At 40.3% G+C, this 13,801-nt stretch carries 13 protein-coding genes, 2 tRNA genes and 1 other annotated feature; of the genes, 12 read left to right on the top strand and 3 right to left on the bottom strand.

All coding sequences use genetic code 11. The features are described 5' to 3' along the window. The first annotated feature begins 5 nt into the window (after positions 1-5). Together RCG19_RS00445 and RCG19_RS00440 are read left to right on the top strand one after the other, a co-directional pair. On the top strand, positions 6-590 hold the full coding sequence (locus tag RCG19_RS00445; RefSeq protein ID WP_308109255.1) for a DMSO/selenate family reductase complex B subunit: 585 nt from the start codon (positions 6-8) through the stop codon (positions 588-590). Between the two features lie 24 nt (positions 591-614). Then, complete coding sequence (locus RCG19_RS00440) at positions 615-1,505, top strand: DUF362 domain-containing protein (protein WP_308109254.1); 891 nt, start codon at positions 615-617, stop codon at positions 1,503-1,505. A 78-nt stretch (positions 1,506-1,583) separates the two neighbouring features. Here the strand turns inward: RCG19_RS00440 and RCG19_RS00435 are convergent. Continuing rightward, positions 1,584-1,672, bottom strand: a tRNA-Ser gene (locus RCG19_RS00435). Between the two features lie 9 nt (positions 1,673-1,681). Further along, a tRNA-Gly gene (locus tag RCG19_RS00430) sits at positions 1,682-1,755 on the bottom strand. Between the two features lie 172 nt (positions 1,756-1,927). Here RCG19_RS00430 and RCG19_RS00425 point away from each other — a divergent pair. From RCG19_RS00425 to RCG19_RS00415, 3 genes are read left to right on the top strand one after another with little or no spacing between them, the layout of a single operon-like run. Beyond that, the gene (locus RCG19_RS00425; protein WP_308109253.1) at positions 1,928-2,680 is read left to right on the top strand and encodes a DeoR/GlpR family DNA-binding transcription regulator; all 753 of its coding nucleotides are present in this window, start codon (positions 1,928-1,930) and stop codon (positions 2,678-2,680) included. Beyond that, entirely contained in the window at positions 2,677-3,591 is a 915-nt protein-coding gene (gene pfkB, locus RCG19_RS00420; RefSeq protein ID WP_308109252.1) for a 1-phosphofructokinase, read from the top strand. Before RCG19_RS00425 ends, pfkB begins: the two co-directional genes overlap by 4 nt. 13 nt (positions 3,592-3,604) lie before the next feature. Further along, a complete protein-coding gene (locus tag RCG19_RS00415; protein WP_308109251.1) occupies positions 3,605-5,473 on the top strand; it encodes a PTS fructose transporter subunit IIABC in 1,869 nt (622 codons plus the stop codon). 45 nt (positions 5,474-5,518) lie between these two features. Here RCG19_RS00415 and RCG19_RS00410 read toward each other — a convergent pair whose 3' ends face one another. Continuing rightward, complete coding sequence (locus RCG19_RS00410; RefSeq protein WP_166239993.1) at positions 5,519-6,796, bottom strand: bacillibactin exporter BcbE; 1,278 nt, start codon at positions 6,794-6,796, stop codon at positions 5,519-5,521. Positions 6,797-6,973: 177 nt separating this feature from the next. Then, positions 6,974-7,224 (top strand) — a binding site (T-box leader). A 62-nt stretch (positions 7,225-7,286) separates the two neighbouring features. Between RCG19_RS00410 and trpE the strand changes: the two genes are divergently transcribed. Genes trpE through trpA form a run of 7 tightly spaced genes read left to right on the top strand, consistent with a single transcriptional unit; the run spans position 7,287 to position 13,671 of the window. Continuing rightward, a complete protein-coding gene (gene trpE / locus RCG19_RS00405) occupies positions 7,287-8,675 on the top strand; it encodes an anthranilate synthase component I (protein ID WP_308109250.1) in 1,389 nt (462 codons plus the stop codon). Next, a complete protein-coding gene (locus tag RCG19_RS00400) occupies positions 8,672-9,283 on the top strand; it encodes an anthranilate synthase component II (protein ID WP_308109249.1) in 612 nt (203 codons plus the stop codon). Before trpE ends, RCG19_RS00400 begins: the two co-directional genes overlap by 4 nt. Then, the gene (gene trpD, locus RCG19_RS00395) at positions 9,255-10,280 is read left to right on the top strand and encodes an anthranilate phosphoribosyltransferase (RefSeq protein WP_308109248.1); all 1,026 of its coding nucleotides are present in this window, start codon (positions 9,255-9,257) and stop codon (positions 10,278-10,280) included. The genes RCG19_RS00400 and trpD overlap by 29 nt, the downstream gene beginning before the upstream one ends. Next, positions 10,281-11,072, top strand: a complete 792-nt coding sequence (gene trpC, locus RCG19_RS00390) for an indole-3-glycerol phosphate synthase TrpC (RefSeq protein ID WP_308109247.1) — start codon at positions 10,281-10,283, stop codon at positions 11,070-11,072. It begins immediately after the preceding gene. Further along, a complete protein-coding gene (locus RCG19_RS00385; RefSeq protein ID WP_308109245.1) occupies positions 11,069-11,710 on the top strand; it encodes a phosphoribosylanthranilate isomerase in 642 nt (213 codons plus the stop codon). The genes trpC and RCG19_RS00385 overlap by 4 nt, the downstream gene beginning before the upstream one ends. Beyond that, positions 11,685-12,899: a tryptophan synthase subunit beta gene (gene trpB / locus RCG19_RS00380; RefSeq protein WP_308109244.1), complete on the top strand. Its 1,215-nt coding sequence runs from the start codon at positions 11,685-11,687 to the stop codon at positions 12,897-12,899. Before RCG19_RS00385 ends, trpB begins: the two co-directional genes overlap by 26 nt. After that, the gene (gene trpA, locus RCG19_RS00375; RefSeq protein ID WP_308109243.1) at positions 12,886-13,671 is read left to right on the top strand and encodes a tryptophan synthase subunit alpha; all 786 of its coding nucleotides are present in this window, start codon (positions 12,886-12,888) and stop codon (positions 13,669-13,671) included. The genes trpB and trpA overlap by 14 nt, the downstream gene beginning before the upstream one ends. The last annotated feature ends 130 nt before the right edge of the window (positions 13,672-13,801 follow it).

Genomic DNA, 13,801 nt, shown 5'->3' with positions numbered 1-13,801 from the left:
GACAGTTGGTCCAGTTAGGATTTTATATAAATCAAAGTCTTTGCACTGGCTGTAAGGCCTGCAGTGTGTCATGTAAGGATAAAAATAATCTCCATGTAGGTATAAATTTTCGCAGAGTATATTCCTTTGAGGAAGGGAACTTCATCCAGCAGCCGTCAAGCGGAATAGTCCAAAATGTAAAAGCATTTTACTTTTCTATTGCTTGCAATCATTGCGCACAGCCTAAATGTACACAAAGCTGTCCAGTTGGGGCAATAAGTAAAGATAAAGATAATGGCGTGGTAACAATAGATCAAGAAGTATGTCAAGGAACACAATTATGTGTAAAGGCGTGTCCCTACGGGGCGCCGCAATATAATAAAAAGGTATTTAAATCTGATAAATGTGATTTTTGTATCGACCTCCAAGAAAAGGGCGAGGAACCTGTATGTGTGTCAACGTGTCCGATGAGGGCAATAGAATACGGTCCAATAAGAGAGCTGCGGAAAAAGTATGGGAATGTCAGCCAAATAAAAGGGATGCCAAGTGATTCGCTTACACATCCAAACATTGTGATAACACCGCATAGAGATGCAAAAATGATCCAGTAGTTGACATAGTTTGGAGCTGGTCATATGTCTTTACTTGTTAATTGGCTTGAAAGCTTGCATATTGATTTAAAAATATCAAACAAATGCTCGAGAAAGAGACATCTTCGCTCAACATGTACAACTTGTATCGAAGAATGCAAGTTTGAAGCTTTAACCATTCAAGAACAAACCATTAAAGTAAATAGGGAACGCTGTACTTCATGTGGGGAATGCTTGATTTCCTGCCCATTATCAGCTATCGAAGGAATCCCTTTATCAAGGGAATTTGACAAGTGCAGTCTAATTTATAATGAAGACTACACTCCTTCTGTAAAAGAACTGCTGATTTATAAAAAAAGAAAAATCCATTCGATTACTATTGCAGAGAACTCCCTTAATCAAAAGTGGGAATCTGTTCTAAATGAAGTCAATCGGAAACTGAAAATTCTTGGCGATGATCCAATTTGTGTTAAGCAAAAAAATAAGGAACAAATGCTTTCAAGAAGAGCGTTTTTTACCTCATTGAAAAAGGAAATGAAGAATGTTGCAAGAAACATGGCACCGGCCAAATGGAAGCTGGATGCAGAGGAATGGATGATTACAAATTATTATCCGGATTTTCAATTCTTTAAAGTGGAGATTGATTATAACAAATGTACACTTTGCCAGGTATGTTTTGCTTTTTGCTCACAAAAGGTTTTTAATGCAGGCGATTCTTTTCTGCGTATTAATAATGAAAAGTGCGTAAACTGTACCGATTGTCGGGATATTTGTCCTGAACATGCTATTCAAATACAAGTGGATTTTCAAGAAAATAGTAAACTAGTTGAAAATTTTCATAAAAAGAAATGTCGAGCATGTGGGCAACTTTTTTTTCCTTTAAGCAGGAAAGGGAAAAATGCTATTTTTGTACAGGCAGGGATCCTGGATGGTTAAGCCCTTATCAATAAGGGAAAGCAAAAAAACGCTAGAAAACTCTAGCGTTTTTTTGATGTTTTATTGAAAGATTAAGTAAGGAGAAGATGAGATTCGAACTCACGCGACGGTCGCCCGTCCTAACGCATTTCGAGTGCGCCCCCTTATAACCACTTGGGTACTTCTCCACGTCTTTTTGGAGCGGGTGAGGGGAATCGAACCCCCGCCGTCAGCTTGGGAAGCTGAAATTCTACCATTAAACCACACCCGCAAGATATGACTTGAACATCGACTATTATAACATAATAATGAATAGAGTAAAAGAAAAAAATAAATCCATCAAAAACAGTTACAAAATGAATGATTTTGAAAGAAATTGATTGATTCCTGCAATCGGTTTCAGTATAATAAACACATGAATAACAAACTAAGGCGGTGATGACTTGTTAACTCCTGAACGTCATCGAATCATTCTACAATTATTAAAAGATAAAAATATCGTGAAAATCCAGGAAATCATGGAGCTGACTAATTGCTCAGAATCAACGATTAGAAGGGATTTATCACAATTAGAAGAACAAAAATTCCTAAAAAGAATCCACGGCGGCGCTCAAAGATTGCAAGGGAAGTTACAAGAGCCAAGCATGATTGAAAAATCATCCAAAAACCTTCAAGAAAAACGACGGATTGCCAAATATGCTGCGAGTTTAGTGGAAGCGGGAGATTGTATTTATCTTGATGCCGGTTCAACTGTGGTTGAAATGATTGAGTACTTACCTTTAAAGGATATTGTCGTCGTTACCAATGGGATCATGCATATATCCCCGTTGGTGAATAAAGGGATCACAACCTATCTAATTGGCGGGTTAACCAAGTTGAAAACAAATGCCATTATCGGGCGTGGTGCATTAGCAAGCCTAGATCTTTACCGCTTTGATAAATGCTTTATCGGAGTAAACGGAATTCATCCGCAGTTTGGTTTCACTACTCCCGATCAAGAGGAAGCGCTGGTCAAGCAAAAGGCGATATCTTTAACAAGAGAAGCCTTTGTGTTAGCAGATAACACGAAATTCGCAGAAATTTCTTTTGCGAAAATTGCCGATATCCACGAGGTATCCATCATTACAAACGATTTAGATGAAGAAACAGAGAAGCAATACTTAAATCGAACTTCAATAAAGGTAGTGACATCATGATTTATACATTAACGCTTAATCCTTCTGTTGACTATATAGTCCAGTTGGAGAGCTTTCAACTAGGTGAGTTAAATCGAACGATAAATGAAACCAAGTTTCCTGGGGGTAAAGGAATTAACGTCTCAAGGGTGTTAAATCAATTTGCGGCAAAAAGTAAGGCACTTGGCTTTGTAGGCGGTTTTACGGGAACTTATGTGGAACAATTCTTACAAAATGAACGGATTGATACAGAGTTCGTTCAAGTCGAGGAAGATACTCGGATAAATATAAAATTAAAAACGGGTCAAGAGTCAGAAATAAACGCAGTTGGTCCCCAAATAACTGAACAAAATTTCACACGTTTAAAAGAAAAAATTCAGAGACTAGATTCAGAGGATTTACTGGTTCTTGCAGGAAGTATTCCTTCAACATTGCCGGAAACAACCTATGAAGACTTAGTGAAAATTTGCCAAGAAAATGGAGTGAAATTTGTCGTCGACGCTGAAGGAGAGCTGCTTAAAAACGTCCTTCCATACGGGCCGTTTTTAATCAAACCCAATCATCATGAGCTAGGGGAGCTTTTTGAAACATCGATTTCAAGTGCAGTGGAAGCAATCCCCTATGGTAAAAATCTGATCACCATGGGTGCCCAAAATGTTATTGTCTCACTCGCTGACAAAGGGGCCGTTTTAATAAACAAAAACAATTCCTTCATGGCAACGGTGCCAATGGGTAAGGTTAAAAACTCAGTCGGTGCGGGTGATTCTATGGTGGCGGGATTCTTGGCTGTATATGAAAAAACAAAAAATATTGAAGAAGCCTTCCGCTACAGCGTTGCTTCAGGAAGTGCAACTGCCTTCTCACTTGGTCTTTGTACCAAGGAAAAAGTAGAGGAGCTCCTGCCGGAGGTTCATATTAAGGAATTATTTTAAGGGAGACAAGGCGATGAAAATTACAGAATTATTATCGGAAAATACAATTTTACTAAATATTAAAGGCAACGAAAAAGAAAGTACAATTGATCAGCTAGTGGAGGTCTTACTAAAGGCAGATAAAATTTCGGATCCGACGGATTTTAAAGCGGCTATAGTAAAGCGTGAAGAACAAAGCACGACAGGAATCGGTGACGGGATTGCTATTCCTCATGCGAAAACGAAGGCTGTAAAGGAAGCAGCCATTGTTTTTGGGAAATCGTCCGAAGGAGTAAACTATGAGTCATTAGACGGCAGGCCTGCCCACCTGTTCTTTATGATTGCGGCCCCAGATGGTGCAAATAATACCCACTTAGAAGCTTTAGCGCGTCTTTCGGGATTATTGATGAAAGTGGAAGTGCGATACGAGCTATTAATGGCAACTACGGCTGAAGAAGTTATGAATACGATAAATCGGTTTGACAAAGACGAGGAGGAAGCACCTGCTACAAAAAATAACACTCAGACAGTTGTGGCGGTGACAGGTTGTCCTACAGGAATTGCTCACACATATATGGCCGCAGATTCACTTAAAGCGAAAGCAAAAGAGATGGGTGTTACCATAAAAGTTGAAACCAACGGTTCTGGCGGTGCTAAAAATATTCTTACGAAGGATGAAATTGAACACGCAGCAGCTGTCATTGTTGCTGCAGATATAAGTGTGGAAATGGAACGTTTCAAGGGTAAACATGTCATTCAAGCACCAGTTGCAGATGGAATTCGACGACCTGAGCAATTGATCGACAAGGCGTTAAAGCAAGACGCTCCTGTTTATCAGGGAAATGGAGCTAAAAGCACGGATGATCCTGACCAAAAGAGTCCTCGTAAAGGCTTTTACAAGCACCTAATGAACGGTGTTTCAAATATGCTGCCGTTTGTAGTAGGTGGCGGTATTTTAATCGCGATTAGCTTTATGTTTGGCTATAACTCAGCAAATCCGGACGATCCATCCTATAATCCAATTGCAGCAGTTATCAAGGCCATTGGCGGTGACAATGCATTCGCCCTTATTGTCCCTGTTCTTGCCGGATTTATCGCCCTAAGTATTGCCGACCGTCCTGGTTTCGCTCCCGGTATGGTAGGGGGGATGATGGCTGCCAGTGGAGGTGCTGGCTTCCTTGGTGGGTTGATTGCCGGTTTCTTGGCAGGTTATATGGTATTATTGTTGAAGAAATTGTTTGCCGGACTTCCACGTTCACTTGAAGGAATTAAAAGTATTTTAATATATCCTTTATTAGGTATTGCCATTACAGGATTTTTGATGCATTACGTTGTTAACAATCCGGTGGCCTGGATCAACAAGGAAATAGCTGATTGGTTAACAGGACTTGGAACGGGTAATGCGGTTTTATTAGGTATTGTTCTGGGACTTATGATGTCCTTTGATATGGGTGGACCCATTAACAAGGCGGCCTATGTGTTTGGAACAGGATTGCTAGCAAGTGGTGTATATGGGCCAATGGCAGCTATTATGGCAGCAGGAATGGTGCCGCCGCTAGCCATTGCTATTGCGACAACGGTTTTTAAAAATAAGTTTAACGAGCAAGATAAAGATGCTGGAAAAGCGTGTTATGTTATGGGATTATCATTCATAACAGAAGGCGCCATTCCATTTGCTGCAGCGGATCCACTGCGTGTCATTCCATCTGTAATGGTCGGTTCTGCGATTGCAGGGGCACTGTCCATGGCATTCGGTATAGGCCTCCGAGCACCGCATGGTGGAATCTTTGTGGTTCCATTGGTTGAAGGTGGTGCCTTGCTGTATGCTTTGGCAATACTCATTGGTTCAGTCGTTTCTGCATTATTAATTGGGTTCCTAAAGAAACCTGTAAAATCTGTATAATAGCAGACAAACAAAGTGCTGAGGAAGTTTACCTCAGCACTTTTGCTATGCCTCCGCTTTCGGCTTAATTGATATCAGAGCCACAATGGCAGCGGTAACGCTCAGACTGCTCAATAATATAAATATCCAATGATTCGCATATTTCATTAACACAGCAATAATCGGAGGACCTGCTGCGACTCCGATAAATCTCATTGAATTGTAAATCGATGTAATGGTGCCCCGTTCTTTCTTCTCGACGCCTTCAGTGATTAAGGCATCCAAACATGGAAGGCCTAAACCAATTCCTACTCCGCTGATCAGAAACATGGTAATCATATACCAGAGCTTAATCGAAAACCATAGAGCAGCAATGGATAATGCTGCTGCGACTATTCCGCCAAAGGTTAACCATTTCATGAGTACTTTATTTTTCTTAATTATTTTTCCGCTAATAAAGGATGATAAACAAAGTGCTCCTAATGGTAATGCTAAAAATAACCCCTTTTTAACATCTTTTATTCCGTATTCACTTTCGAAAACTTCTGAGAGGTAAAATAAAATTCCAAATAGAATCAGCATCAAGATGCCGCCAATAAAAAAGATGGCATAAAGCCAACGTCCCTTTTCCGTAAAAGTTTTTTTTACATTGATAAAAAACTCTTTAAAGGGGATTTTCTTTTCATCTGTTTTTGGACACTTGACGAGAAAAATCATCATGATAACGGAAATTGCACAAAAGATTGGAAAGGAGAAAAAGGGTAAAAACCAGATAAAACCTGCTAAAAATGCACCTAAGATCGGACTTAGTACTTTCCCAAAGGTATTGGATGTTTCAATCAGACCTAGGCAGGTGCTAACATCATCATCATTTTTAAACATGTCTCCGACCAGCGGCATAACAATTGGCGCCGCCCCAGCAGCACCTACCCCCTGTAAAGCCCTGCCGGCTAAAATAAGCCAATAGGCATCCTCTAATTTCCATGACGCGAAACCAGAAACCAGTCCGCCAATACCCGCGATAATTAAGCTGGGAATAATGACTTTTTTTCTTCCAATATGATCGGACAAATAACCGGCAACTGGAATTAAAAAAATGGCAACAATGGAATAAACGGTAATGATCATGCTGGATTGAAAAGAGGAGATCGATAATTTTTTTTCCATTGATGGTAACACAGGTATCAGCATTGAATTTCCTAACGTCATAACCAATGGAATGGAAGACAGTGAGACAATTGCCCACTTTTGCTTAGATACCTCATTGGATCGCTTTTGTCCAGCTGTAGACTGCTTCTTTTTTGCAGTACGTGGATTTTGGCTTAATTGTTCAATATGTTCCATGAATAGTCTAGCCTGCCTTCATTTATTTGCTACTGTTAATATTCACTAATTTAGATTTAAAAAACAATGAAATGTAAATCCTTTATTTGGAAGTCAAAGAAGTGGGTTTGTGAAAATTCAAAAAATAATTCCTTGACAGAGGTTAGAATGTATATTAACATGATAAAAAATAATCATAGTAAATCGTTGAGCAAGAGGAGTACACATATTTGATTCTTTCCAGAGAGTCGGGGCAGGTGGGAACCGATAAGATAAGATTTGTGGAATGGACTTGCGAGAGGCATCTTGAACAAGGAGTAGGGATGCACGGAGTTCCACCGTTAAAAGGATAGGATATCGAACAAAATGTTTCTGTATCCGAAAGAGGAAGCAGATTTTTTCTGTTTCAAATTTGAGGTGGCACCACGGTCAATAGAATCGTCCTCTATATGCGTAAATTATTTACGCATATAGAGGACGATTTTTTTTTTACTTTGAGAGGAGTTGGGACATGAAAACAGTAAACGGTTTTTTTATCCGAGAAATTAAAGGTGATACATTAACGCCAATTTCTATTTTGCAAAAGATAAGCGGAAACAAAAAATTCTTATTGGAAAGTTCTCATAAATACAATGACTCTGGGCGCTATTCGTTTATCGGGGCAAACCCTGCCTTTGAACTCATTTCACGAGGTGATCGGAATGAAATTGTCAATCGAGATGGTAAGAAAAGTGTATTGAAGGGAAACCCGTTGGAGGTATTAAAGGAGCTTTTACCGCCAAGGGCTTTTGAAGAGAATGCCTTTCCATTTGTAGGCGGTGCTGTAGGGTATGTTGGCTATGACATTATTAGATCCTACGAAATCATTGGTGAGGAATATCCAAACGGGTTAGACATGCCAGATCTACACTTAATGTTTTATGAGGAAGTAATTGTATTTGATCACCTTGAAGAGAAAATCATGCTTTGCGGGCTGCCGCTGACAGAAACAAGCACAGAAGAAGTGATTGCAAACCGCCTAACGAAAAGGATCGAGGAGTTAAAACAACCCATTTATTATCATGAAGATGAGCCCGTTCGTTTTGCAGGTTTTCATTCAGATACGGAAAAAGAAACCTTTATTAATCAGGTTGAAGTCGCAAAGGAACATATTTTAGCTGGGGATATATTTCAAGTGGTGCTATCAAGACGAATGAAGTCATCGTTTGAAGGAACACCATTATCCTTGTATCGAAAACACCGAAGTCATAATCCAACCCCTTATATGTTTTATATTGATTTTGGCGACTATACCGTTATCGGTTCTTCTCCGGAAAGTTTACTAAAGACAATAGGGAGAATAGTTATTTCAAATCCGATTGCCGGGACAAAGCGGAGAGGGGAGTCAAGGATCGAGGATCTGCTGATTGAACAGGAATTAGTAACTGATGAAAAAGAACTGGCAGAGCATCGGATGCTGGTTGATCTTGGCAGGAATGATCTCGGAAAAGTTTGCGAATTCGGAACGGTTCAAATTGAAAAGTATATGGCGGTGGAAAAATTCCGACATGTCATGCATCTTGTGTCAGAGGTAAGTGGTGAGCTCCTGCCGGATAAGACAGCCATTGATGCCCTTGCCGCATGCCTTCCGGCAGGAACAGTTTCAGGTGCACCAAAGGTAAGGGCGATGGAAATTATCAATGCCCTGGAGAAGTCAAAACGGGGTCTCTATTCAGGAGCAATTGGCTATGTATCGGCGAGCGGAAATATCGATTTTGCCCTTGCGATTCGAACAATGATTATTAAGGATGGAACAGCTAGTATCCAAGCAGGTGCAGGAATTGTCTACGATTCCAATCCTGAGTCAGAGTATGAGGAAACCGTCAATAAGTTAAAAACCTTTTTGGAGGGTGAGCAATGATCTTGCTAATCGATAATTTTGATTCGTTTACATTTAATCTTTATCAGTACTTAGGTGAATTAGGAGAAAAAACTGCTGTATATCGAAATAATCAACTGTCTATCGAGCAAATCAGAGAAATGAAACCAAAAGCGATTATTTTATCACCAGGTCCAGGAAGGCCGGAAGCTGCAGGAATTTGTATGGAAGTGGTTCAAACTTTCTATCAGGAAATTCCTATTTTAGGAATATGCCTGGGTCATCAGGCTATTGGTGCTGCATTCGGCAGTGTAGTAGGCAGGGCCCATTCTATTATGCACGGGAAAACATCCTCCATATCACATGGCAGCAGTGGGATTTTTGCTAATATGGAATCGCCGTTAGAGGTCATGCGCTATCATTCCTTATCTATTGATAAAAGCCATATTGCTGCACAATTAGAGGTTATTGCGATTTCAAGTGATGACAATGAAGTGATGGCGATCAAACATCAGCAATTTCCTGTTTATGGTCTGCAATTTCATCCTGAATCCATTGGAACACCATTAGGTAAGGCAATGATTGCTAACTTTTTACTTGAAATAGAAGGGGAGAGGACAAATGAGAAATTATTTACTCCAATTAGCTGAAAAACAATCGTTTTCAGAAAATCAAATGAAAGAAGCCTTCGATTTTATCTTGGGGGAAGAAGTTTCCGAATCGGAAATTGCAGCCTTTTTAATGGGCCTAAAATCAAAGGGTGAAACCGTCGAAGAAATTGCCGGGATTGTGAGGGCATTAAAGGATCATACGTTAACATTTACCCGTAAATTTCCGAATGTTCTTGATAATTGCGGGACTGGAGGAGACGGTTCTTCAAGTTTTAATGTCAGTACCACTTCTGCCTTTGTCATTGCCGCGGCTGGTATTCCTGTAGCAAAGCATGGGAATAGGAGTATATCAAGTAAAACGGGGAGCGCTGATGTACTAGAGCACTTGGGGGTAAATTTTAATTTATCTGCAGAACAAACAGAAGAAATCCTTGAGGAAATCGGTGTGGCATTTCTATTTGCTCCGCATGTCCATCCCAAATTGAAAAAAGTGATGTCAGTAAGGAAACAATTAAAAATTCCGACTATCTTTAATTTTATCGGACCGCTTACAAATCCAATTGATTTAGACTATCAATTGCTTGGTGTTTACCGAAGGGATTTATTGAATATATTTGCTGAAGTGCTTCAGAAGCTTGGCCGTAAACGGGCAGTAGTCATTAATGGTGCCGGTTATATGGACGAAGCCTCACTACAAGGAGAGAATCACTTTTCGCTTTTGGAGGATGGATGCATTAACAATCATTCTTTTTTCCCTGAAGAAATGAATCTTACTCGATATGATAACAGTTGTATAAAGGGGGGGGATTCAAAAGAAAATGCTGAGATCCTAGTCAGAGTTTTAAAAGGGGAAAAAGGAGCCCAATTGGATACTGTTTTACTCAACGCGGGAATTGGAATTTTTACCGCTGGGAAAGCGGAAACGATGAAAGCCGGAATTGAATTAGCAAAAGAGATGATTGACACGGGTGCAGCATATGAAAAATTAACTGCGCTCATTGATAAATCACGAGCAAACAGGAGGGAGGCAATTTAAATGGTGACTATTCTTGACCGAATTATTGAACAGAAGAAGAAAGAGGTCCTGCTTCTTCAAGAAGCTGTACACAGGATTCCGCAAATCGAATTTCCAAAAAGGTCCCTTATTCACAAGCTGAATGAAGCAAATGAATTGTCGATTATCGCTGAATTTAAACGGGCATCACCATCAAAGGGACTCATCAATAATGGAATTGATCCTGTCCAGCAGGCAGCGATGTATGAGGAATCTGGGGCAACTGCCATTTCTGTGCTAACTGATCAAAGTTTTTTTAAAGGGTCATTTTCTGATTTGCAGCGAGTTCGTGAAACGGTTGATCTTCCCATACTTTGCAAAGATTTTATCATCGACCCGTTGCAAATTAATGTAGCTGCTGCAAATGGTGCTGATTTGATTTTATTAATAGCAGCCGCCTTGGATGAAAACCGACTGAACGAGTTATATCAATATGCGAGGTCAAAGGACTTGGAGGTTTTGGTAGAAGTTCATAATCAGGAAGAATTAGAAAAGGTACTTCATACAAGTGCAAGGCTGATTGGGGTCAATAATCGGGATTTAAAAACCTTCCATGTTTCACTTGAAGTTACTGAAACATTGGCACTTGAGGTAAAAAAATCTGGTGCCTTCCTTATAAGTGAGAGCGGCATTCATTGCCAAGAGGATGCAGAGCGGGTTAGAAATGCCGGCGCGAATGGAATTTTAGTTGGGGAAGCATTGATGACAAGTAGGGATGTCAAAAATGCCTTCCTAGATCTTCGTCTACCCCTTCAACAGGGGATAAACGAATGAAAGTGAAAATTTGCGGCATAACGGATGTCAAAACAGCACTTGCCACAGCTGAGTATGGTGCCGATGCCATTGGTTTTGTATTTGCTGACAGTAAGCGAAGGGTTTCAATAGAAAAAGCAACAGAAATTGTTTCCGCTTTACCAAATGATGTGTATAAGGTTGGTGTATTTGTAAATGAAACACACGAAGAAGTCGAACGAATTGCCTCGGTCGTCGGGTTAACACATATCCAATTGCATGGTGATGAACCCGCCTCATTTTGCCAATTGCTTTCATTACCTGTAATAAAGGCAATAAGCTTTGATGGGAATGAGGGGCTAGCAGAAATTAGCCAATTTCCGGCGGAGTATATATTGTTGGATGGCCCAAAAGAAAAATACCGGGGTGGAAATGGGACAGCGTTTGATTGGAATGAGGTAAACGCAGCAATTTTAAGGGAGAAAAGGGTCATTCTTGCTGGTGGTTTACATTTGAACAATGTGGAACAGGCCATCAACATTGTAAAACCGGCAATGGTGGACGTAAGCTCCGGAGTTGAATCTGATGGAGTAAAGGACCTTGTAAAGATAAAAGAATTTATTACCAAAGTGAAAAATTTGGGGGGAAATGAAAATGAGCACATATACATTACCAAATGAAAGAGGACATTTCGGTATTTATGGAGGAAGATTTGTACCGGAAACCTTGATGAAAGCCGTTATTGAGCTTAATGAAGCATATGAAATGGCTAAGAAGGAACCGGGCTTTCAAGCTGAGATAGATCGATTATTAAAAGAATATGTCGGGAGAGAGACACCACTATATTTTGCAGAAAATCTAACCAGACATGCTGGTGGTGCCAATATTTTTCTTAAAAGAGAAGATCTGAATCATACAGGAGCCCATAAAATCAACAATGCCATTGGTCAGGCGTTACTAGCAGTTCGGATGGGAAAGCGAAGGATTGTAGCCGAAACAGGTGCCGGTCAGCATGGTGTGGCGACGGCGACTGTTTGTGCCTTGTTAAACCTGGATTGTATTATTTTTATGGGGGAAGAGGACATAAAAAGACAGGCATTAAACGTCTTTCGCATGGAATTGTTGGGAGCAAAGGTGGTTGGAGTAACCTCCGGTAGTGCTACATTAAAGGACGCCGTCAACGAAGCGCTGAGATACTGGGTAGCCAATGTGGATGACACCCACTATCTTTTAGGATCTGTCATGGGTCCTCACCCTTTTCCCGTGATGGTAAGAGATTTTCAAAGTGTCATTGGCAAGGAAACAAGAGAACAATTTCTAAAGCGGGAAGGCTGTCTTCCTGATGCTGTTGTTGCCTGTATAGGGGGCGGAAGTAATGCAATGGGGATGTTTTACCCATTTATTGAAGATACGTCAGTCCGTTTATATGGGGTTGAAGCGGCGGGTGCCGGTGTTGAAACCGATTTTCATGCGGCCTCGTTAACAAAAGGTAAACCAGGTGTTTTACATGGTTCCTTAATGTATTTATTGCAAACCAATGATGGTCAGATTCAAGAAGCCCATTCTATATCTGCCGGCCTTGATTATCCCGGGGTAGGTCCTGAACACAGCTACTTAAAGGATAGTGGGAGGGCAGACTATTATTCTATTACAGATCAAGAAGCACTGGAGGCCTTTCAACTTTTATCAAAGCTTGAGGGAATTATACCTGCACTTGAAAGTGCCCATGCTGTTGCCTTTAGTGTTAAGCTAGCGGCTGAATTGAACGAAACGCAAAACATTGTTGTATGCCTCTCCGGCCGTGGCGATAAGGATGTAGATACTGTGAAATCAAGGATTGAAGGGGGAAATGATCATGTACCGAATTGAACAATCATTTTCAAAATTACAAGCCCATAACAACAAGGCATTTATTCCTTACATAATGGCAGGGGATGGAGGGCTAGATAGTTTAATAAATAGGTTGACATTACTTGAACATTTCGGTGCGAGCGCAATAGAGGTTGGAGTTCCTTTTTCTGATCCAGTTGCGGATGGTCCAACCATTCAACAAGCGGGACTTAGAGCCCTTCAAAACGGTACCACCTTAAAGGGGATCATTGCAGAATTACAAAAGGCAAGGGAAGTCATTACCATTCCCATTCTCTTAATGACGTATGTAAATCCAATTTACGCTTACGGAATAGAGGAATTTGTTCGCGATATCCGAATCGCCGGTGTAGATGGTTGTATTATTCCCGACCTCCCCATTGAGGAAGAAGAGATCATAGCACCCCAGCTTGAGGAGGCAAATATTGAACTAATTCGCTTAGTTACCCTTACAACGCCACTTGAGCGGATAAAAACAATTTCAAGTAAAGGCAAAGGATTTTTATATACAGTTACCGTTAAGGGAATTACTGGGGCGAGAAATGAATATGATGCTGAATTACTGCAATTTTTGAAGACCGTAAAAGAGGTAAGCACCATACCGGTAATGGCAGGATTTGGGATATCAACAAAGGATCAAATTGCTGAATTAACAACGTACTGTGATGGAGTTATTGTTGGCAGTAGAATTGTTGATTTGTTTGCACAAAATGATCTTAGTGAAATGGAAGAATTAATGTCATGTTTCAAACGGGAAACAAAAATACTGTAAGTAAAAAAGTCTACTTCACCATGAAGTGGGCTTTTTTACTTACAGTATCATTTGTTACAGCGGAAAATGTCTATCTTTACTATAATTTGCTTGAATACATGACAAAAAAATTATTATGGTAAATAAGGAT

This window comes from Neobacillus sp. OS1-2, assembly GCF_030915505.1.
Lineage (GTDB): Bacteria > Bacillota > Bacilli > Bacillales > Cytobacillaceae > Neobacillus.
This window is presented reverse-complemented; position numbering and strand designations above follow the sequence as displayed.

What these genes read in the sequence shown, in the direction of transcription:
- RCG19_RS00440 (WP_308109254.1), top strand. Translation starts at nt 615, where the DNA reads ATGTCTTTACTTGTTAATTGGCTTGAAAGCTTGCATATTGATTTAAAA.
- trpE (WP_308109250.1), top strand. Translation starts at nt 7,287, where the DNA reads ATGAAAACAGTAAACGGTTTTTTTATCCGAGAAATTAAAGGTGATACA.
- pfkB (WP_308109252.1), top strand. Translation starts at nt 2,677, where the DNA reads ATGATTTATACATTAACGCTTAATCCTTCTGTTGACTATATAGTCCAG.
- trpC (WP_308109247.1), top strand. Translation starts at nt 10,281, where the DNA reads ATGGTGACTATTCTTGACCGAATTATTGAACAGAAGAAGAAAGAGGTC.
- trpB (WP_308109244.1), top strand. Translation starts at nt 11,685, where the DNA reads ATGAGCACATATACATTACCAAATGAAAGAGGACATTTCGGTATTTAT.
- RCG19_RS00400 (WP_308109249.1), top strand. Translation starts at nt 8,672, where the DNA reads ATGATCTTGCTAATCGATAATTTTGATTCGTTTACATTTAATCTTTAT.
- trpD (WP_308109248.1), top strand. Translation starts at nt 9,255, where the DNA reads ATGAGAAATTATTTACTCCAATTAGCTGAAAAACAATCGTTTTCAGAA.
- RCG19_RS00410 (WP_166239993.1), bottom strand. Translation starts at nt 6,796, where the DNA reads ATGGAACATATTGAACAATTAAGCCAAAATCCACGTACTGCAAAAAAG.
- RCG19_RS00415 (WP_308109251.1), top strand. Translation starts at nt 3,605, where the DNA reads ATGAAAATTACAGAATTATTATCGGAAAATACAATTTTACTAAATATT.
- RCG19_RS00385 (WP_308109245.1), top strand. Translation starts at nt 11,069, where the DNA reads ATGAAAGTGAAAATTTGCGGCATAACGGATGTCAAAACAGCACTTGCC.
- trpA (WP_308109243.1), top strand. Translation starts at nt 12,886, where the DNA reads ATGTACCGAATTGAACAATCATTTTCAAAATTACAAGCCCATAACAAC.